The organism is Rhizobium sp. M10 (genome assembly GCF_002531955.1).
Classification (GTDB): domain Bacteria; phylum Pseudomonadota; class Alphaproteobacteria; order Rhizobiales; family Rhizobiaceae; genus Rhizobium; species Rhizobium etli_C.
Genome location: NZ_NWTA01000006.1, coordinates 173793 through 193996 on the forward strand (window position 1 = coordinate 173793; position 20204 = coordinate 193996).

The 20204-nt window shown below is 61.9% G+C and carries 20 protein-coding genes; 11 read left to right on the top strand and 9 right to left on the bottom strand.

Annotated features, from left to right (window positions below; translation table 11 throughout):
• The first annotated feature begins 220 nt into the window (after positions 1-220).
• On the top strand, positions 221-1204 hold the full coding sequence (locus tag CO671_RS12295; protein ID WP_097606148.1) for a sugar kinase: 984 nt from the start codon (positions 221-223) through the stop codon (positions 1202-1204).
• A gap of 3 nt (positions 1205-1207) precedes the next feature.
• Entirely contained in the window at positions 1208-2476 is a 1269-nt protein-coding gene (locus CO671_RS12300; RefSeq protein WP_097606312.1) for a D-tagatose-bisphosphate aldolase, class II, non-catalytic subunit, read from the top strand.
• Positions 2477-2541: 65 nt separating this feature from the next.
• Here the strand turns inward: CO671_RS12300 and CO671_RS12305 are convergent, their stop codons facing one another.
• From CO671_RS12305 to otsB, 7 genes are all read right to left on the bottom strand, one after another.
• Positions 2542-3306: an SDR family NAD(P)-dependent oxidoreductase gene (locus CO671_RS12305; protein ID WP_097606149.1), complete on the bottom strand. Its 765-nt coding sequence runs from the start codon at positions 3304-3306 to the stop codon at positions 2542-2544.
• A 40-nt stretch (positions 3307-3346) separates the two neighbouring features.
• On the bottom strand, positions 3347-4075 hold the full coding sequence (locus tag CO671_RS12310; RefSeq protein ID WP_097606150.1) for an SDR family oxidoreductase: 729 nt from the start codon (positions 4073-4075) through the stop codon (positions 3347-3349).
• Positions 4076-4101: 26 nt separating this feature from the next.
• Entirely contained in the window at positions 4102-5361 is a 1260-nt protein-coding gene (locus tag CO671_RS12315) for an ABC transporter permease (protein ID WP_097606151.1), read from the bottom strand.
• Positions 5358-6179 carry an ATP-binding cassette domain-containing protein gene (locus CO671_RS12320; protein ID WP_097606152.1) on the bottom strand — a complete coding sequence of 274 codons (822 nt, stop codon included), beginning with the start codon at positions 6177-6179 and terminating at the stop codon, positions 5358-5360. The genes CO671_RS12315 and CO671_RS12320 overlap by 4 nt, the downstream gene beginning before the upstream one ends.
• Positions 6180-6251: 72 nt before the next feature.
• Complete coding sequence (locus tag CO671_RS12325) at positions 6252-7325, bottom strand: sugar ABC transporter substrate-binding protein (RefSeq protein WP_170964971.1); 1074 nt, start codon at positions 7323-7325, stop codon at positions 6252-6254.
• 234 nt (positions 7326-7559) lie between these two features.
• Positions 7560-8444, bottom strand: a complete 885-nt coding sequence (locus tag CO671_RS12330) for an AraC family transcriptional regulator (protein ID WP_097606153.1) — start codon at positions 8442-8444, stop codon at positions 7560-7562.
• A 201-nt stretch (positions 8445-8645) separates the two neighbouring features.
• Positions 8646-9425, bottom strand: coding sequence for a trehalose-phosphatase (gene otsB / locus CO671_RS12335; RefSeq protein WP_170964793.1), 780 nt, complete (start codon positions 9423-9425; stop codon positions 8646-8648).
• A gap of 123 nt (positions 9426-9548) precedes the next feature.
• Between otsB and CO671_RS12340 the strand changes: the two genes are divergently transcribed.
• The 5 genes from CO671_RS12340 to repC all read left to right on the top strand — a co-directional run bounded on the left by CO671_RS12340 (position 9549) and on the right by repC (position 15208).
• Positions 9549-10634 carry a glucokinase gene (locus CO671_RS12340; protein ID WP_097606154.1) on the top strand — a complete coding sequence of 362 codons (1086 nt, stop codon included), beginning with the start codon at positions 9549-9551 and terminating at the stop codon, positions 10632-10634.
• 424 nt (positions 10635-11058) lie between these two features.
• Positions 11059-11235 carry a hypothetical protein gene (locus CO671_RS33710; RefSeq protein ID WP_170964972.1) on the top strand — a complete coding sequence of 59 codons (177 nt, stop codon included), beginning with the start codon at positions 11059-11061 and terminating at the stop codon, positions 11233-11235.
• A gap of 265 nt (positions 11236-11500) precedes the next feature.
• Entirely contained in the window at positions 11501-12718 is a 1218-nt protein-coding gene (gene repA / locus CO671_RS12345; protein ID WP_097580800.1) for a plasmid partitioning protein RepA, read from the top strand.
• On the top strand, positions 12715-13704 hold the full coding sequence (gene repB, locus CO671_RS12350; RefSeq protein ID WP_097606155.1) for a plasmid partitioning protein RepB: 990 nt from the start codon (positions 12715-12717) through the stop codon (positions 13702-13704). The genes repA and repB overlap by 4 nt, the downstream gene beginning before the upstream one ends.
• Positions 13705-13903: 199 nt before the next feature.
• Positions 13904-15208, top strand: a complete 1305-nt coding sequence (repC, locus tag CO671_RS12355) for a plasmid replication protein RepC (RefSeq protein WP_097606156.1) — start codon at positions 13904-13906, stop codon at positions 15206-15208.
• Between the two features lie 41 nt (positions 15209-15249).
• Here repC and CO671_RS12360 read toward each other — a convergent pair whose 3' ends face one another.
• Entirely contained in the window at positions 15250-15573 is a 324-nt protein-coding gene (locus CO671_RS12360; RefSeq protein WP_097606157.1) for a type II toxin-antitoxin system RelE/ParE family toxin, read from the bottom strand.
• A complete protein-coding gene (locus CO671_RS12365) occupies positions 15573-15854 on the bottom strand; it encodes a type II toxin-antitoxin system Phd/YefM family antitoxin (protein ID WP_010033489.1) in 282 nt (93 codons plus the stop codon). The genes CO671_RS12360 and CO671_RS12365 overlap by 1 nt, the downstream gene beginning before the upstream one ends.
• A 186-nt stretch (positions 15855-16040) precedes the next feature.
• Here CO671_RS12365 and CO671_RS12370 point away from each other — a divergent pair, with 186 nt between their 5' ends.
• Genes CO671_RS12370 through CO671_RS12385 form a run of 4 tightly spaced genes read left to right on the top strand, consistent with a single transcriptional unit; the run spans position 16041 to position 20182 of the window.
• On the top strand, positions 16041-17033 hold the full coding sequence (locus CO671_RS12370) for an LLM class flavin-dependent oxidoreductase (RefSeq protein ID WP_010033486.1): 993 nt from the start codon (positions 16041-16043) through the stop codon (positions 17031-17033).
• 22 nt (positions 17034-17055) lie between these two features.
• Positions 17056-18405 (top strand): LLM class flavin-dependent oxidoreductase, encoded by a 1350-nt coding sequence (locus tag CO671_RS12375; RefSeq protein ID WP_097606158.1) that lies wholly within the window; start codon positions 17056-17058, stop codon positions 18403-18405.
• 17 nt (positions 18406-18422) lie between these two features.
• A complete protein-coding gene (locus tag CO671_RS12380) occupies positions 18423-19622 on the top strand; it encodes a M20 aminoacylase family protein (protein WP_097606159.1) in 1200 nt (399 codons plus the stop codon).
• An 8-nt stretch (positions 19623-19630) separates the two neighbouring features.
• A complete protein-coding gene (locus CO671_RS12385) occupies positions 19631-20182 on the top strand; it encodes a GNAT family N-acetyltransferase (RefSeq protein ID WP_097606314.1) in 552 nt (183 codons plus the stop codon).
• Positions 20183-20204: the final 22 nt, after the last annotated feature.

A 20204-nucleotide genomic window follows, 5' to 3' on the forward strand; every position in this document is an offset into this window, starting at 1 on the left:
GTATTCCGGCATACTGCTCCAAAAGGCCCCGTTTGATGCCTGAAAATAGAGTTTGGCAGTGCGGCGCCGGGATACGTCTCATTCCTGCATCGCAACAAAAATTATCGCGCGTAAAATTACTTCTTGACGGACTGCGGCTGGCGAGGTACGGGCGGATCAAGGCGCATTTTACGGAAGCGGCCGCGCGCGACGCCGCCTCCCCGCATGAAGGAGATTGCAGATGCCGTTACCTCACAGGGCGCTCGCGCCGGAAGCGCTCGGCCCGACGATCACCGTCGGCGAAATTTTGGTGGAGATCATGGCGACAACGGTCGGCGCCGGCTTTCTCGAGCCGCAGTCCTTGATCGGGCCCTATCCGAGCGGCGCGCCGGCGATCTTCGTCGACCAGGTCGCCCGCATGGGCGGCGGAGCCGGCATCGTCGCCAGCGTCGGTGACGATGATTTCGGCCGGTTGAACGTCGATCGCCTGCGTGCGGATGGCGTCGACGTCTCCGCCATCGCCGTCAGCAAGGACTGGCCAACGGGCAGCGCTTTCGTTCGCTACCGGCCGGATGGCGCGCGCGACTTCGTCTTCAACATTGCCAGATCCGCTGCCGGCCGGATCCGCCCGACGCCTGCCGCCGAGGATCTGGTCCGCCGCGCCGGGCATCTGCATGTCATGGGAACGGCGCTTTCCATTCCGGGCGCTCGCGACGTGATCCTTTCCGCCATCGAGATTGTGCGCGCTCGCGGCGGATCGGTCTCCCTGGACCCCAATCTTCGTAAGGAGCTGCTGACGGACAGCGGCGTGTTGGAATGTTTCGATCAGGTGGTCGGGGTGGCCGACCTGCTGCTGCCCTCCGGCGAAGAACTTTTCGCCACCGCCGGACTGACCGACGAAGCCACGGCCATCGCGAAACTGCTGGAGAGCGGCATCGGCGAAATCGTCCTGAAGCGCGGCGAACAGGGTGCCTCTTTCTTCGGTCACGGCCTTCCGCGCATCGATTGCGCTGCCTTCGCGGTTGACGAGGTCGATCCCACCGGCGCCGGCGACTGTTTCGGCGCTGCCTATCTCACCTGCCGCCGCAAGGGCATGACGCCGGAGGCGGCCCTCCTCCACGCCAATGCGGCCGGTGCCCGCAATGTGACAAGGCGCGGCCCGATGGAGGGCGTCTCCACCCTTGCCGAACTGACCGCCTTCATTGCCGAAACACCGAGGAGATAGATGATGCACCGGATATTGACCCGTCTTGCCGCTGCGCGGCGTGAAGGTACAGCCTTCGGCATCACTTCGGTCTGTTCCGCCCATCCCCTGGTTCTGAGGGCCACGATCCGGCGGGCGGTGCGCGAGGGCGAACCGGTGCTGATCGAGGCGACCTGCAACCAGGTCAATCATCTCGGCGGCTACACCGGCATGACGCCCGAGGACTTCATCCGCTTCGTCGGGCGCATGGCGGCCGAGGAAGGGCTCGATCGTTCGCAGATCATCTTCGGCGGCGATCATCTCGGTCCCAATCCGTGGCGACGGGAAATGCCGGAGGCGGCGCTTGAGAAAGCCGAGGCGATGGTCGAGGCCTATGTCAGAGCCGGGTTCGGCAAGATCCATCTCGATGCCTCGATGGGCTGCGCCGGCGAGCCGGCCGCACTTGACGACCGAACGATTGCCGAGCGGGCCGCAAGACTTGCGCAGGTCAGCGAAAGGGCAGCGAAGGCGACCGGCGCACCGCTGCCGCTCTATATTCTCGGCACCGAGGTTCCGGTGCCGGGCGGCGCCGACCATGCGCTCGAAGAACTCCGGCCGACCGCTCGGCAAGCGGCCCGAACGACGATCGCCATTCATCGCGAGATCTTTTCGCGGGCGGGATTGGAGGACGCCTTTTCGCGCGTCATCGCCTTCGTCGTCCAGCCGGGCGTCGAGTTCGGCAGCGAAAATGTCATCGGCTACAGGCCCGAGCTTGCGGTCGAATTGACCGCGCTTCTCAACGAGGAGCCGCAATTCGTCTTCGAGGCCCATTCCACGGACTATCAGACCCGGGCTGCCCTCACACGACTGGTGGAGGATGGCTTTCCAATCCTGAAGGTCGGCCCCGGCCTGACCTTTGCGCTCCGGGAAGCCGCCTATGCATTGGATATGATCGCGACCGAGATGGTTTCCGGTTACGGCGACAGGCCGCTGGCGGCGGCGATGGAGGCCGTGATGCTGTCTGCGCCCGGCGACTGGCAGGCCCATTATCACGGTGACGAGACGGCTTTACGGCTGCAGCGGCATTACAGCTATAGCGACCGCATCCGTTATTACTGGAACAGGCCGGAGGCCGATCGGGCGTTCGAGACGCTGCTCGCTGCCCTGCGGGGAAAGACGATCCCGGAGACACTGCTGCACCAGTTCCTGCCGCAGGTCTCGCCAGCCGAAGCCGGCGATCCCGAGACTATATTGATTGCCGCGGTCGACCGTGTGCTTGCCGATTATCAGAGCGCCTGCGGCACGATGCCTTGAACTTCCGCCCGCAAGAAAAAGCGGCTTAGCCGCCGGGCGGGAACCCGCCCTCCCCTCTCCGAGGCTTACCGCGTCGTATAACCGCCGTCGATGACGAGCACTTCGCCGGTGACATAGCTTGCCGCCGCCGAGCAGAGGAACAGGGCGGCGCCGGCCACCTCCTCCGGCTGCCCGACGCGTCCCATCGGGGTCATGCTGCGCCAGGTCGGGAACCAGTCGGGATTGTCGATGCCGCCGCGTGACAGGTCGGTCTCGATATAGCCGGGGGCGATGGCGTTGACGCGGATGTTCTCGGCGGCGACTTCGCTCGCCAGGCTCTTCGTCATCATATGGACCGCCGCCTTCGAGGTGTTGTAGGCGACCTGGTTCTGCGGAATGTTGGAAACGATGCCCGAGATCGAGCCGATATTGAGGATGGCGCCGCCGCGCTGGCGCCGCATCGGAGCGAGTGCGGCGCGGCAGGCGCGGAAGACGGCGTCGACATTGACGGTCATGATCTCGCGCCAGATGGCATCGGGGAATCCGCCGCTGTCGCCATGAATGGCAATGCCGGCATTGTTGACGAGGATGTCGAGCCGGCCGGTCCGTGAGAGCGTCTCGGTGACGAGCGCGTCGGCGGCATCGTCTTTCGTCAGGTCGGCGGCGATGAAATCGCAATCGACACCGGCCTTGGCGAGCCGGTCTTCCGCCGCCGCATTGCGTGACCTTCCCGCAATGAGGACCTTGGCGCCAGCCTCGCCGAGCGCCTCGGCGATCGCAAGCCCGATGCCGCGCGTGCCGCCGGTTACCAGCGCCACCTGCCCGTCCAGGCGAAATCTATCGAAGATCATGGTGGTCCCTTTCTGATTTTGGGAAAGCGGCGAGCGCTCATCAGATGTCGGTACTCTGTGGCAGGATGACGAGATCGCGGATCGTGACGTTGCGCGGGCGCGTCAGCATGAAGAGCACCGCTTCGGCCACTTCCTTCGGCTCCATCAAGCCGCCCGCGGCAAGTGCCTCATCTAGCTTCTCCTGCGGCCAATCGCTCAAAAGAGCGGTGACCACGGGGCCTGGCGCGACCGCCCCGACGCGCAGGCCATGCTTCGCCACCTGCCGCCGCAGCGTATGGACGAAGGCCTGCACCGCATGTTTGGAGGCTGTGTAGATCGGCTCCCATACCACGGGAACCAGACCGGCGACGGAGCTCGTCAGGATGATATCCCCGGTCTTGCGCTCGACCATATGCGGCAAGACGGCATGCACCGAACGGAATGCGGCGTTGATGTTCAGATTGAGCATCCGGTCCCAGGCGTCGGGATCGCCGCCAAGCACCTCGCCGCCGATATAGGAGCCGGCATTGGCGTGGAAAATATCCAGTTGGCCCGCCTTCGCCAGGATCTCAGGCATCATCCGCGCCACGCCTTCCGGGTCGGTGAGATCGATGACCAGCGGAATGGCATTGGCGCCAAGCGTCGAGCAGATTTCCTTTAAGGCCTCCTCATTGCGATCGACCAGCACGACCCGAGCGCCGGCGGCTAGCAAGGCCTTGGCGCATTCCAGGCCGATGCCCGATGCCGCTCCGGTGACGGCCGCGACTTTTCCAGACAGATCCTGTCCCATTTTCTTCCTCTGTTTTCTCAAGTTGTTTAGGCGCGACCGTGCGAAATCCGCGATCGGCGTGCCAGCGAGTCGACGATGACGGCGACGGCGAGGACGGCGCCGGTGATCATGTATCGAAGCGACGATGACAGATCGAGAAGCGTCAGCCCGCTGGCGATCGACTGGATGACGATGATGCCGAGAAGCGCCGAGTAGGCACTGCCCCGCCCGCCGAACAGGCTCGTGCCGCCGATGACCGCTGCGGCAATGGCGTTGAGATTGACGTCGCCGGTGCCGGCCTGCTGGCTTGCGGTTGCGAGCCGCGCGGCCGAAAGCACGCCGCCGGTTGCCGCAAGCAGGGCGCAGGTGACGAAGGCGCTCGCATAGATGCGCGACACATTGATGCCCGAGCGGCGGGCGGCCTCCCTGTTGCCGCCGACGGCTTGCATGGAGCGTCCCCATTTGGTGCGCGTCAGCGCATAGTTCATCGCGGCGACGAGGCCGACAAAGAGGCCGAACATCCAGGGAATGCCGCGCGACTGGTTGAGGTAGAAAGCAACCGCTTCCAGGGCGACGGTGATGACGACGGCACGCAGAAGCAATCCGCCGGTCGATTTCGACGACAGGCCGGCTGCCCGCCGGCGCGCCGATGTGCGGTAGCTGGCGAAGAAGAAGGCAATGCCGGCAAGCGCCACCAGCAGATAGGCGACCGGATCCGGCATGACCATGATCTGACCGAAATTCACCAGCCAGGAGCCATAGGGGAGATTGATCGAGCCGGTCGCTCCCAGAATATAGAGCTGCAGGCCGAGAACCGCGAGCAGGCCCGACAGGGTGGAGACGAAGCTCGGCATGCCGAAGCGGTTGAACAGGAAGGCGTAGAGCGAGCCGATCAGGGCGCCGACGATCATCGCGGCGAGGACCGCGAGCACCACCGGCCAGCCCTGATTGACCCAGAAGACGCCGACCAGCGCCGAGGCGAAGCCGCTGACCGAGCCAACGGAAAGATCGATCTCACCCACCATCAGGATGCAGACGATACCGAGCGAGATGACGCCGACCGTTGAGCAGTCGAACAGCATGTTGACGAGATTGGCGCTGGAGAGAAACACGGGATTGAGCGCCTGGAACACCGTCCAGATGATTACCAGGCCGACAATGACCGGCAGCGAGCCGAGGTCGCCGGAACGGATGCGATCCCAAAAGGCGCGGATCGAGCCGGCAAGACTATCGTCATGGCGCACTCTTTCGTCGCGCCGGTCGAGAAGGGCGGGTGCCGCCGGTTCATTCTGCAAGGTCTTCATCATGCCCTGCCCTCCTCGTTCTCTCGGCTTTGCGCCTTGCGGCGCGTGGCGCGGCGGGAGACGGAATTGTTGGATGCGCCGGTGATCGCGCTGACGAGCTCTTCATTGGAGGCATCGGGCATGAAGGTGCCGTTGTTGCGTCCGAGCCGAAGGACAACGATGCGGTCGGCGACCGCGCGCACATCCTCCATATTGTGGCTGATCATGATGACGGCGAGGCCGCGTTCACGCACGCGCTCGATCAGGTCAAGCACTTCGGCGGTCTGGGCGACACCAAGTGCTGCCGTGGGTTCGTCGAGCATGATCAGTTTCGGCTCGAGCAGCAGCGACCGCGCGATCGCCACCGTCTGGCGCTGTCCGCCGGAGAGCGAGGCGACGGGCTCGCGTACGCTGGGGATTCGGGCCGAAAGCTCGTTCAGAAGCTTCCAGGCGCGGATCTCCATGGCAACCTCGTCGAGCTGGAAGGGATTGAGCTCCTTGCCGAGAAAGATATTGGCGACGACGTCGAGATTTTCGCAAAGGGCCAAATCCTGGAAGACGGTTGCGATGCCGAGGTCGAGGGCGGCACTCGGGCTCGACAGGTCCGCCTGTTTGCCCTCGAACAGGATCGTGCCCGAGCTCGGCTGGTGGACGCCGGCCAGGATCTTGACCAGCGTCGATTTGCCGGCGCCGTTGTCGCCGACGAGCGCCACGACCTCGCCGGCATGCACGTCGAGTTCGATATCGGTAAGCGCAGACACCGCCCCGAAGTTCTTCGAGATTCCGCGCAGGCTGAGAACGGGCTGGCGGGAGCCGTCAAGTATAGGAGAGGTGTCGGACATCGCCTGGCCTTTCAGAAGAAGCGAAAACCGGAAGCGCGGCCGGCGATCCGGCCGCGCCTTCCCTTGGCTCGATTACTTGGTGATGCCGAGCTTCTTGCAGCCGTCGGCATAGCGGCCGGTGCAGAGTTCCTCGGCGGTGTTGATCTTCTTGTCGATGATCTCGGCCTTGAGGTTTTCAGCGGTGACGACGGCAGGGACGAAGAGCTGCGCCGGTGTGTCGTAAAGCGTCATTTCGGCCTTGATCGTTTCTCCTGCCAAAAGCTTGACGGCGACGTCTGCCGCAGCCGCTGCGACGATTTCGCTCGGCTTGGAGATCGTGTTGTACTGATCCCCCGATATGATCAGCTGCAGCGCGGCGATCGTCGCGTCATTGCCGGTCACCGGCGGCACGGGATCGACGCCGGCTGCCTTGAAGGCGGCGATGGCGCCGCCGCCGGTGCCGTCATTGGCGGCGACGACGCCGACGATCTGCTTACCGAAGCGGGTGATCTGGCCGGCCGCCCATTGCTGCGCGTTCGCCGGCTGCCAGTTCGGCGTGTCGAATTCGGCAAGCGTCTTGTAGCCGCCGCTGGCAAGACCCTCGTGAATGCCGTCCTTGATCAGCCCGGCGGCCGCATCGGTGGGTGAACCATTGATCTGCAGGATGCCGCCGCCATCGGTCGGCACATTCTTGGCCTTCAGATGCTGGACGAGCGATTCCGCGATTGCCTTGCCGATCGCCTTGTTGTCGAAGGAGACGTAGAAATCGGCCTTGCCCTTGGGGATCGGGCGGTCATAGGCGATGACCTTGACACCCTGGCTTTGGGCGAGCTGAACGAGAGAGGCGGCCGCTGCCGAATCCACCGGGTCGAGCACGATGACCTTGGCGCCCTGCGTGATGGCCGAGTTGAACTGCTGCTGCTGTTTGGCGATATCGGCATCGGCATTCTGATAGATCACCTTGCATGAGGCGCAGAGCTTTTTCATCTCCGCGACGAAGCCCGGATGGTCATGCTCTTCGTAACGGGTCGAGCCCTGGTCGGGCATGAGGAATGCCACCGTCGCATCCGCAACGGCGCTTTGCGCGAAGGCGGAAGCACTGCCGAGCAATGACAGGACAAGTGTTGCCGCGCCTGCCGCTTTTGTCGAGAATTTCATCATTTCCATCTCCTCCCATTGGAAAACTTGTGTAGTTTCGTCGTTGCGGTGTTCTCTAAACGAGCGCCTCGCCTGTCCCGGCGGTTTGCAGTTTTTTGAGAACAAGCGCCTGCTCTCGCGAACCGCTCATCGCGTGTTCGCGTTCAAACCAGTGTCAGTTTTGTCCCTCCTCCCGTCCTCCCTATCGCCTTCTTCGGCGGATGGTTGCTTCCTATTACCCGGAACCGTGCTCGCCCGGCGCCCTTAAGCCGCCTTGACCACGTTGATATTGTCGCCCAGCAATCGTCGGAAGCGGGAGGGCGTCATGCCCTTTTCCGCGAGGAACTGGCGGTTGAAATTGGATAGATTGTTGAAACCGACCTCGAAGCAGATATCGGTGATCGATGCGTGATCGTCGCTCATCAGGATCTGACAGGCGAGGTTGATGCGCAGGCGTTTCACATATTGCACGAGCGACATGCCGGTGTGGCGGCGGAAGGCGCGCGAAAAGGCGCCGGTGGACTGTCCGGCAATCCCGGCAAGATCGGCTTCGTCGAAGGATTTCGTCAGGTTCTCCCTGATATAGGCGAGTGCCGTGTTGATGCCGGCCGACATGTAGCCGGATGGATCGGGCAGATAGCTTGGGCTGGCGAGAAGCTGGGCATCCTGCGCCCGGCTGAGCAGGCCGACGATCATCATGAAGAGCTCGATGCGACGCACGCCCTGCGCCTGCTGCACCTCGTTCATCAGCGGCGCGACCTGCCGGCTGGTCTCGGCGCCGAAGAGCACCCCGCGGCGGGACGCTTCGAGGACCGGCTCGAAGGGGCCGAGTTCGGCCAGCACCTTCATCGTGTCGCTGATGAAATTTTCGCTGAACTGAATGAGCTGGCATCGAAGCGGAATGCTCGATCCCTTCGGGACGTCGCTGATCCAGTTGTGGGGAAGATTGGGGCCGGCAAGCACGAGATTGCCCGGTTCGAACTCCCCGATGAAATCGCCGACGAAATATCGACCGGTTGTCGCCACGACGAGATGCAGCTCGTATTCCGGATGAAAATGCCAGCGAACCGTATGATAGGGATAACCGTGCGCCTTCGTCGCGAAAGATTCGCCCGGACGGATCTGAACGACTTCCAAGTCAGGTTCCATCGTTTCCTCCTCCGAGGACGGGTTCCAAGCCCACCCGCCAAATTCCCTTTTTGGCTTTATTGTTGAGCGGAGTGTAGTGATCTCGTTTCGCGCCTGCCACCACGATTCACGGTCAAAACCGATACTTTTTTGATGGTTGACGCGGCGCAGGCGGTGCAAAGACGACGACAATCCGCATCGGAGATCGCCCAAAGACCTATGTCAGGCGGCCAGGGCGGCGATGACGTTCCTGACCAGCGCAGCCGAAGACAGCCGGCTTGTGGCGCAGCTCGGAGCGCCGATCGCCCCGACGCGTACGGAAACGCCGCCGCGTGCATTGGCGATCGCAAACATCGACTCGTCGGTCAGATCATCGCCGATGGTGATCGGGCAGCGGTCCTTGAACGGGTCGGACTGAAAAAAACGCTCCAACGCATCACCCTTGCTTGAGCGTGCCGGCCGCAGCTCGAAGACCATCTTGCCGAGCTGCAGCGCCCAGTTCGGCCCGGCGACCTTGGCATAGTGATGCATGCGCTCTTCGAGCACTTTTTCATATTCGGGCGCGAGCCGGTAATGGGCGGCAACGGCGGCACCCTTGTCCTCGATCAGCACGCCCGGATAGTGCTCGGCTTCGGCGGTCAGGGCATGTTTCAGAGCCTGAAACTCGGGTGTCGCCTCAAGCGTATGCATTCCGGCGGCACTTCTGATCTCGGCGCCATGCAGGCCCGCTGTCGGGAATGCAAAGGGTTTGAACAGCGCGTCCGCATAGGCAAGCGACCGTCCGGTCACCAGCGCCAGGGCGCCGCCGAGCTTGTTCGACAGGCGGTGAAGCTGTCCGGGAAGAGCCTCCGGGACTTCGATCGCATCCGGCGTGGGCGCGAGATTGAGCAGCGTTCCGTCGATGTCGAGAAACATTGCCCAGCGCTCTGGCTCGTCCAAAACCAATGAAAGCATTTCCTGTGTGGCGGTGTCGTCCTGCACGGTCTTCTCCAAACTCTGCAATCATTGAAGCTAGGTCGCCGGCCGACGAGGGCAAGGTGAGATTCAGACTCCGGAACATCCGAAGGCCAATCGGCGTTTTATCTGGCCGCCCGTACAAGCACTCCCGCCGTAAAAGGTACATTGATGGCCAAAAGCAGTTCCAAGCATAGCGAGGAGGTCAATGCGCCGTTGGCGCATGGTGCGGCTGTTCTGCCGCTGGTGACCATCGACGACTACAACAACGAACTGCGCGACAAGAACGGTTTCGTCGGCGACAACGCCAACAAGGAAACCTTTCAGCAGAAGCTCGATGATTGGAGAAAACATGTCCGCAAGTTCGGAGACGATCCGATCGGCAAGGTTGCAACGGCAAAGCTCTCCAAGAAAAAGATCGAGGCTCTGCTGAAGGGAGACGATATGGAGGCCGCCGCACTGGTCATGGGTGCGGTGGAGGATTTCGCGCAGGACTTTGCCGAGGTGATCGGAAAATTTCTGAAGGACAAGCGTTGGGGCAAGACCGAGCGCATCGTCGTCGGCGGCGGCTTCAGGCAAAGCCGCTTCGGGGAGCTGACGATCGCCAGGACCATGGTTCTTCTCAAGGCGGCGGGCATCAATATCGAGGTCGTGCCGATCGTCCACCATCCGGACGAGGCGGGACTGATCGGCGCCGTGCATCTCATGCCGCCCTGGATGTTCAAAGGCTACGAGACGATGCTGGCCGTCGATATCGGCGGCACCAACGTCCGCGCCGGCGTCGTCGAATTCGGAAAGGAAAAAACGCCGCATTTTTCGGATGCCCGCGTCTGGGAATCGGTCATCTGGCGCCATGCCAACGACGAACCGAGCCGCAGTGCGACGATAGAGAAGCTGGCGGCGATGTTGCAGGGGCTGATCGACAAGGCCGAAAAAGCCAATCTGAAACCGGCGCCGATTATCGGGATCGGCTGTCCCGGCATCATCAAGGCCGACGGCTCGATCGAACGCGGTGGGCAGAATCTGCCGGGCGGGAATTGGGAAAGCGACAGCTTCAATCTCCCCGCCGCGCTGATAAAGGCCATTCCCGAGATCGGCGACCACAGCACATTCGTGATGATGCACAACGACGCCGTCGTGCAGGGATTGTCGCAGATCCCCTTCATGCACGACGTGTCGCGATGGGCGGTGCTGACCATCGGCACGGGCCTGGGCAATGCTCATTTTACCAATCGCGAAGGGATGAACGCGCGATAGCGGCTGACCATCTGTCCGCGCGCCATTGCTGGCGCACACGCGGCAGCAAAGGCTTATGGTAAATAGTCGGTAAATAAAGAGGAATTTGGCAGACGGAAGTGAAGCCGTCCATAAGTTCCGCTAGAGACGGTTCGTTCGTAGCGGAATGCGGATCGGTTGGGCTGGGAGAATGGCAATCAGTCACCCGGTCTATTGCCGCCGAGCATATCCATCGGCACCTGATTCGCCTAGCAGGAGCTTTTGTCATCTTTGTCCGGGACAATCCTGCCCCTGTATTGCAGGTGCGCTCTTCCTCCCCTTCCCTCCCCTTTCCGACTTTGAATCGAAAAGATGGTGATAACGCCGGCGGGCAGTTCTCCGCAGGTTCAAATTGCGCTTATCTCTGTGGCTCCTCGCAAGCCCATACGCAGACGAAAGATGGAAGATGAACTTCAAGGGAATAAGCGCTCCGCTCAATGCCGGTCGTCTTGAACAAATGCTCGGCCTTGCCCCGTCACGCCGCGATCCCGAAGCCCAAGACGCAAATGACAAGTCCTCCGGCAATGAACCCGTCCGCGGGTTGGAGGCCGAAAGCCTATACCGTTCGTCTGTCTATAAGTGAGAAGCGGCATCCTCAGCCGGGCCGTGCCGAGCGACGAAGCAGTCCGCGATGAGCCGGCAATGACGTTTGGCAGTTCGGTCGGCTTCGGCGGATGCGGTCCCGGCGTCATTGTCAGCTGACAATTTCGCTAAGATTCCGGAATTCCACATGATTTTTTCGTCGAATCCGGTTTGTTATTGATTGGCTAACCAAGAAATCGCTTGACGGAATCACCAGACTCACGATCATTTGCGCAAAATTACCCGATTTATCAGGATTTGCGTGAATGCCGACCAAGGCCGCGATTGTTGAGAAAGCCAAGAGAGCGAGTCAGGTCTCGATCGACGAGACGATTGCGCAGGACTCGACGATGCTCAGCAGCCAGTTGCAGGTGCTGTTCGAGCGGTTATTTTCGCCCGATGCCCGTAAATCGCTGCGGCGATTCAGCAGCACCGAGACCGCCAAGCTGCTTGGCGTCACCGACAGCTATGTTCGCCACCTCGCCGCCCAGGTGGAAAGCATCAATCCCGAAAAGACGGCCGCCGGCCGCCGGGTGTTCTCGCTCGAAGAAATTCATGCGATGCGCCAGCATCTCGGACGCACCAAGCCTTCCTATCTGCCGATGCGCCGGCCGGGCGACCATCTCCAGGTGATCGCCGTTACCAATTTCAAGGGTGGCTCCGGCAAGACGACGACATCCATCCATCTGGCGCAGTTCCTGGCGCTTCGCGGCTACCGCGTCCTTGCCGTCGACCTCGATCCGCAGGCGTCGATGTCGGCGATGCTCGGCTATCAGCCGGAATTCGACGTCGGCGAAAACGAGACGCTTTACGGCGCCATCAAGTATGACGAGACGCGCCGCGACGTCGCCGACATTGTCCGCCAGACCTATTTCCCCGGTCTGGATCTCATCCCCGGCAATCTCGAGCTGCACGAGTTCGAACACGACACTCCAAAGGCGCTGGCCGATACCAACCGCGACGACAAGGACATGTTCTTCATGCGGGTCGGCAATGCGCTGCATTCGCTGGAGCAGAGCTACGACGTCGTCATCATCGATTGCCCCCCTACCCTCGGCTTTCTGACGCTGTCGGCTCTGTGCGCCGCCACCGCTGTGCTGATTACCGTTCATCCGCAAATGCTCGACGTAGCCTCGATGAACCAGTTCCTGACGATGACCTCCGACCTTCTGGCCGTGGTCAAGCAGGCAGGCGGCAACCTCGATTATGACTGGATGCGCTATCTGGTCACCCGTTATGAGGCCAATGACGGTCCGCAGGCCCAGATCGTCGCCTTCCTGCGCAGCCTGTTCGGCGAGCGCGTGCTGACCTCGATGATGGTCAAATCGACGGCGGTTTCGGATGCGGGCCTGTCCAAGCAGACGATCTACGAGGCGGGACGCGAGACGATGCATCGCCAGACCTACGACCGCGGCGTCGAATCCGTCGACAATGTCAATGCCGAGGTCGAGCAACTCATTCGCAGTGCATGGAGCAGGACATGAGCCCAAAAGGTCGCGATATCCTGAAGAGCATGGTCGGCGCCGTGGAGCCGGCACGCCCGGAGGCGCCGGGCGCGCCGCCGCCGCATCGGCCCTCGGGCGCGGTCAAGGCGATGAACCTGTCGCTCGGACGATTGGGTGAGGAAGCGGCAGCCGCCAAGGCGCTGCGCGAATCGCTTGCCTCCGGCGACAGGGTGCTGGAGATCGATCCGGCTGCCGTCGAGATGTCCTTTATCCGCGACCGCATCCCGGTCGACAAGGACCCCGAATTCGAGCGGTTGAAGCAGTCGATCCAGGAAAGCGGACAGCAGGTTCCGATCCTGGTGCGGCCGGATCCGGTAACGGCCGGGCATTACCAGGCTGCCTACGGTCACCGGCGTCTGCGTGCGGCTGCCGAGATCGGGGTTCCCATCAAGGCTGTGGTGCGCAAGCTGACGGACGAAGAACTGATCGTCGCACAGGGTCAGGAAAACGGCCCGCGCGTCGACTTAAGCTTTATCGAACGGGCGCTGTTTGCGCGGCGCATGGATGAACACGGCTTCAGCCGCGACATGATTGCTCAGGCGCTGGCGACGGACAAGCCGGAAACGTCAAGGCTGCTGCAGGTGGCGCAGACGATCGATCCCGAGATCATTCTTGCCATCGGGCCGGCGCCCAAAGTCGGACGGCCGCGCTGGTTGGCCTTTGCCGAGAAATTCAGGGAGGCCGGCGGGCAGAAGAAGGCGCGGGCCGCAATTGGTGCGGCCGCTTTCCAAACGCTGGAGAGCAATAGCCGCTTCGACGCCATCTGGAAGGCGCTGGAGGAAAAGAGCGCACCGCAGCGAGCCGAGCAAACGCTTCGCACCCAAGGCGGCACGCAACTTGCTTCGGTGACCCAGTCCGGGAAAACCTTTCGCATCACCGTCAAATCGGCGGCGTTTTCAGAATTCCTGGCTCAGCGGTTGGTTGGCCTCGCCGCCGAGTTCGAAGAGGAAAATGAGGGAAAATGAGGCAGTTAGACCGATTGTCAGCTGACAATTCGGATAGGAGATAACCCGCAAAAGAAAAAAGCCCCCGAACGTCACCGTCACGGAAGCTTTCCTCGTAGTCTTGAACACCTCCGAGAATCGCACTTCCGAGAATCGCTGTCAAGAGTTTTTGGCGCCGTTTTGGCGAGCGGATTTCTTTTGCCTCGTCGAGGTGGAAGAGATGGAAACCGGAAGTATAACGACGCCCTTCGGGCGGCGGTCGATGACGCTTGGCATGCTCGCAAGCCAGGTGATGGCAGGTGAGATCAAGCCTGATCAGTCGGTCGACAAATGGAAGCTGTTTCGTACGCTGTGCGAAGCAAAGCCGCTGCTCGGCATCAGCGATCGCGCGCTTGCCGTGCTCAATGCGCTCTTGAGCTTTTATCCGAAGAACGAGCTGGCTCAGGAAAACGGCTTGATCGTATTCCCGTCGAATATCCAGCTGTCGCTCAGAACGCATGGCATGGCCGAACAGACCGTGCGGCGGCATCTTGCAGCACTCGTCGAGGCGGGGCTTCTGCTGCGCAAGGACAGCCCTAACGGCAAGCGATATGTCCGCAGAGACAGGGCAGGGGAGGTCAACGACGCTTTCGGCTTCTCGCTGGCGCCGCTGCTTGCCCGCGCCGAGGAGATTGAACAGCTGGCCGCCGAGGTGATGGCGGAGCGGCTGCATGTTCAGCGTCTGCGCGAACGCATTACGCTTTGCCGCCGCGATATCGCCAAGCTGATCGAAGCGGCTGTCGAAGAAGACGTTCAGGGGGATTGGCAGGGCCTGTACCGGGAGTTTCGGGATCTGGTCGAGGGGCTGCCCCGGTCGCCAACGACGACACAGCTCGAACAATTGCTGGACGCATTGACGGCGCTCAGGGCGGATATCCTTAACCGGCTGGAAATTCGAGTTAAATCGACAAAACAGCGCGGCAATGCCGATTATATCGAGCGTCACATACAGAATTCAAATCCCGAATCCACTTCTGAACTTGAACCAAGCTTCGAAACGAAGCAGGGCGCGATGCCGGAGCAAGACAATGGGCGAGGGGCCGTGACGCTGGAAGAGGGGAGGCGTGAGATTGCCCATCCGGGCAGGCAGGAGGAGAGGCAAGGTCGACGACCGGGCGCGCGCGATGATGCCGGCGGGCTGAAATCCTTCCCGCTCGGCCTGGTTCTGCAGGCCTGCCCGGAAATCCTTGCCTACGGGGCGAATGGCGAAATCCGCAGCTGGCGCGATCTGATGGCCGCGGCCGTGACCGTTCGATCGATGCTCGGCGTCAGTCCGTCAGCCTACGAGGAGGCCGCAAACGCAATGGGACCGGAAAATGCCGCGACGGTGATGGCATGCATCCTTGAGCGCGGCGGCCATATCAATTCGGCCGGTGGTTACCTCCGCGACCTGACGCGGCGAAGTGAAAAGGGAGAGTTCGCGATCGGCCCGATGCTGATGGCGCTCTTGCGGGCAAATGCGCCGGCCGGCCGAAAAACTGGATAAGGTGCGAGGGTTGGTGCCGCTGCAGCTTGATTTGCCGAATGTCAGCGGATCAGCCTTCGCTCCAGGAAAGCCTGCACGTCGCGGCGCCCATCGGCAACGCAGTAAACGACGACGTCGGTGCCTATGATGCGATAGATCATGCGCCGGGGCTTGTGGTGCAGCTCCCGATATCCGGTGAGGCCGATGCTCGTAAGCTCTTTTGGATTATTTCCACGGGCAGGGAATTCTGCGAGATCGGTACATGTGCTTTCGATTTCCGTCAGAATACGCTCGGCTGTCTCGGCGCCGTCGCGACGGGCGGTGAAACGATAGAGATCCTCGATGTCGCGTTCCGCCTCCTCGGCGAAAAGAACATGGTACGACATCAGGATTGGCTGTCGGCCAGACGTTTTCGGATGCGTGCGAAGGATTCGGCAGCAGGGTGCAACTTACCCTCCTCGACTTGCCGGTTGGTCAGCGCCAGAACTTTCAGGAGCGCCAGGGTCTCTTGTGTTTCCTCGTATTGGCCGACGTCCTGCAGAATAGCTTTCGCCTCGCCGTGAAGAGTAATGACGACCGGCTCCGGATTGTCCTTCAGTGTCCGGATGATCTCCGGCGCATGCGCCTTGAGATAGCTGATGGGTTTCACCTGTTCTGACAGCCTCATGCGGTCGCTCCCTTTCGACCAAAAGATAGATCACCGAATGGCCGATTGAAAGGAGCCTTTGCCGGTTGAGGCGCGGCCGCTTTTTTTCACACAACCTCCGCGAAAGAGAATGTCATTTCTTATAATGAAGTTTGTCTACTGATTTTATAGATTAAACTTTGCAACCAGCGATCGGATCGTGATCTCATGACCTATCTCCTCAGCCTTCTCGACAAAAGCCCGATCGAACAGGGTTTCACTGCTGCGGATGCGTTGCGGGCAACGGTGAAGATTGCCGCCCGAGCCGAGGAACTCGGTTATCACCGTTTCTGGGTCGCCGAACATCACAGTATGTCCAATCTGGCGAGCTCGGCGCCGGAGGCGCTGATCGCCTACCTCCTCGCCAGGACCTCAAAGATCCGTGTCGGCTCCGGCGGCGTCATGCTGCAGCACTATAGCGCCTATAAGGTTGCCGAGACCTTCAATCTTCTGGCATCGCTCGCGCCTGGCCGCGTCGATCTCGGCGTCGGCAAGGCGCCGGGCGGCTTTCCGTTGTCGACACGCGCCCTGCAGCTTGGCGTCGATCCGTCCAGGAAGCCGGATTTTGCAAGCCAGCTTTCCGATCTCAACGTCTATCTCGCCGCCGATCCGAATTACGACGGTGCGCAGGCGACCCCTTTCCCGCCGACGGCTCCGGAGCGCTTCTTACTCGGCGCCAGCGTCGAAAGCGCCGAACTGGCGGCCGAGAAGGGCTGGGAACTGGTCTTTGCCGGTCACCTGAATGGTGATCCTGACAATCTGCGCAGAACCTTCGAGGCCTATGAGCGGGCATCGGGCGGCAAGCGGCCGATCCTGGCGCTCGCAGCCTTTGCCGCCGAAAACGAGGATTATGCCCGCGAGCGCGTCGGCAAGCTGCGCATCGTCAAAGTGTTCCTGCCGAGCGGGCAGACCGTCAATGTCGGCAGCGCGGAGCAGGCTGCCGAATTTGCCCGCCAGGCCGGCGTCACCGATTACCGCATCGAGGAGAAGGTCCCGAGCGTTCTGCACGGCACGGCACAGCAGATCCGCAAGGAATTGGACGAGCTCCATCGCCGTTACGGCGTCATGGAATTCGTGCTCGACACGCCGGCGCTTTCAACCGCTGACCGCCTTGCCTCCATCGAGCTGCTCGCCGCCGAGCGGCTTTCCCTCGTCGCCTGACCTTTTCAAGGAGATCGATCCCATGGCTCAGAAACACGTCACGTTCGGCATCATGCTGCAGGGTCCGGGCGGTCATATGAATGCCTGGAAGCATCCAAGCGGACCGGCCGATGCCAGCGTCAATTTCGATTTCTTCGTGACGACGGCGCGCAAGGCGGAGGCGGCCGGCATCGCTTTCGCCTTCGTCGCCGACGGGCTTTATATCAATGAGCAGTCGATCCCGCATTTCCTCAACCGGTTCGAACCGATCGCCATTCTCTCGGCGCTGGCAGCCTCCACTTCGAAGATCGGCCTCGTCGGCACGGTCTCGACCTCCTACAGCGATCCCTTCACCATTGCCCGGCAGTTCGCTTCGATCGATCTCATCAGCGGCGGCAGGGCAGGGTGGAATGCCGTAACCTCGCCGCTCGAGGGTTCTGGCAGAAATTACAGCCGTGAACATCCCGAGCACGAGCTGCGCTACGAGATTGCTGAGGACTATATCGACGCGATCAAGGGTCTCTGGGATTCCTGGGACGACGATGCTTTCGTGCGCAATCGCGAGACCGGCGTCTTTGTCGACAAGGCGAAGATGCATCGCCTCAACCATAAGGGTCGCTTCTTCCGTATCGAAGGGCCGCTCAACATCGGCCGCTCGAAGCAGGGCCAGCCCGTTGTCTTCCAGGCGGGCGCTTCGGATTCCGGCATCAGGCTCGCCGGCAAACATGCCGATGCTGTCTTCACCAATGGCGGACCGTTCGAAGAGGCTCGAGGCTTCTATCGGCAGCTCAAGGACAGTGTCATTGCTCAGGGACGCCCCGCGGCGGAAGTCGGCATCTATCCCGGCATCGGCCCGATCGTCGGCAAGACGTCCGAGGAAGCGGAAGCCAAGTACCAGGCGATCCGCAATCTCGTCACGATCGAGGAGGCGCTCCTCTATCTCGGCCGCTTCTTCGATCATCATGATTTCAGCGTCTACCCGCTCGATGAGGCTTTTCCTGACATTGGCGATATCGGCAGGAACAATTTCCGCGCCACCACCGACCGCATCAAGAGGACGGCGCGCGAGAAGGGGCTGACGCTCCGCCAGGTCGCGCTCGATTCCGCGACGCCGCGCACGGCTTTCATCGGCACTGCGGAGCATATTGCCGATGAGATCATCCGCTGGGTGGATCATGGCGCCGCCGACGGCTTCATTCTCGGCTTCCCCGTCATCGCCGAAGGCTTCGACGATTTCGCTGAGCACGTTCTGCCGATCCTGACCGAGCGCGGCTATTTCGATCCGGTCCTGAAGGGCGAGACGCTGCGGGATCATCTGGGCCTGCCCTTCCGAGAAAGCCGGTATGCGGTCAGTGCCGACCAGGTCGAGCAGGGGAGGGCTGTCGGCGCCTGAGGCGCCGGCGAACCGCCATGGACACCATCGCTCTGAACACGCGCAGCAACGATCCGATCGAGACGGGCATCGCCGCCTATCTCGACGAGATCATCGCGCTTCGCCACGACCTGCATCAATATCCCGAGCTGGCCTTTCAGGAGCTCAGGACCAGCAAGCTCGTGGCATCCCGCCTTTCCTCCTGGGGCTACGAGGTGGCGACGGGCATTGCCGGCACCGGCATCGTCGCCACCCTCAGGCGTGGCGAGGGCAGGAAGCGGATCGGCATCCGGGCGGATATGGACGCGCTGCCGATCGAAGAGGCGACCGACCTTGCCTATGCCAGCAGCAATCCCGGCGTCATGCATGCCTGCGGCCATGACGGTCATACATCGATCCTGCTGGCCGCCGCCCGCTATCTCGCCGAAAACGGCAATTTCAGCGGCACGCTCAGGCTGATCTTCCAGCCCGCCGAGGAAATCGGCGCCGGCGCCCGCAAGATGATCGCCGAAGGCCTGTTCGAACGGTTTCCCGTCGATGCGGTCTTCGGTTTACACAACTGGCCGGGTGTGCCGACGGGTCAATTCGGTTTCGTCGCCGGTCCGGCCATGGCCTCCGTCGACCAGGCGATCGTCAAGATCATCGGCAAGGGCGGCCACGGCGCCGAGCCGCACCGCGCCGTCGATCCGGTGCTGGCTTCCGCCTCCTTCATCACCGCGCTGCAAAGCGTCGTCTCGCGCAATGTCGATCCGCAGGACATGGCGGTCGCCACCGTCGGCTCGATCCATGCCGGCTCCGCCTCGAACGTCATCCCCGAGAGCGTGGAGATGAAGCTCACCATGCGGGCCTTCAGCGAGACGGTTCGCCAGCTGCTGCAGGAGCGCATTCCAGCCCTTGCCCGTGCCCAGGCCGAAAGCTTCGGCGCGGCGGCGGATGTGAACTACCGGCTCGGTTTTCCGGCGCTGGTCAATCATCCCAAGGAAACCGCGTTTGCCCGGGATGTCGCCTATGACGCGCTCGGTCTCGCGGCGATCGAGAAGGATTTCCGGCCGCGGACCGCGAGCGAGGATTTCGCCTTCATGCTGCAGGCCAATCCGGGCAGCTACCTCTTCGTCGGCAATGGCGACAGCGCGCCCCTCCACAGCGCCCATTACGATTTCAACGATGCGATCATCGCGCCGGCCGCCCGCTACTGGGTGCGGCTCGCCGAAACCTTCCTCACTGATGACAACGGGTGACGAACGATATGAGCGATACGTTTCTCTATACGAGCCCCCTCGATCCCCGCGCCAAGCCGCTGATCGATGAATTGATTCACGAATATGACAGCCGCTACGGCACCTATTTCAATGCCGAAGGCGCCGCGGCCGAGCTGAACCGTTATCCCCCCGAAGCCTTTGCGCCGCCTCAGGGTAATTTTCTGCTGCTGATCCGCAATGGCGAAACCATCGGCGGCGGCGCCTTCAAGCATTACGACGATCGCACGGCCGAGTTCAAACGCATCTGGACACGCGTGGATCTTCGCCGCCAGGGCCTTGCCCGCAAGCTGCTGGTGGAGCTGGAGGCTCAGGCGGCCCGCCAAGGTTATACGCGGATCTATCTGACGACCGGTTTCCGCCAGCCCGAGGCCGTCGGCCTCTATCTGAACGACGGCTACACCGCTCTCTTCGACACGGAAGCCGATCCCGAGATCTACAAGAGCCTGCCCTTCGAGAAGGACATCACCCATCTCGTACCGCCGGTCTTCGGAACCGAGGCGGCCGAACCGCGCCTGCGCGTGGCCGGCGCACATCTCTGAAAGCGACACGACGATAACCATA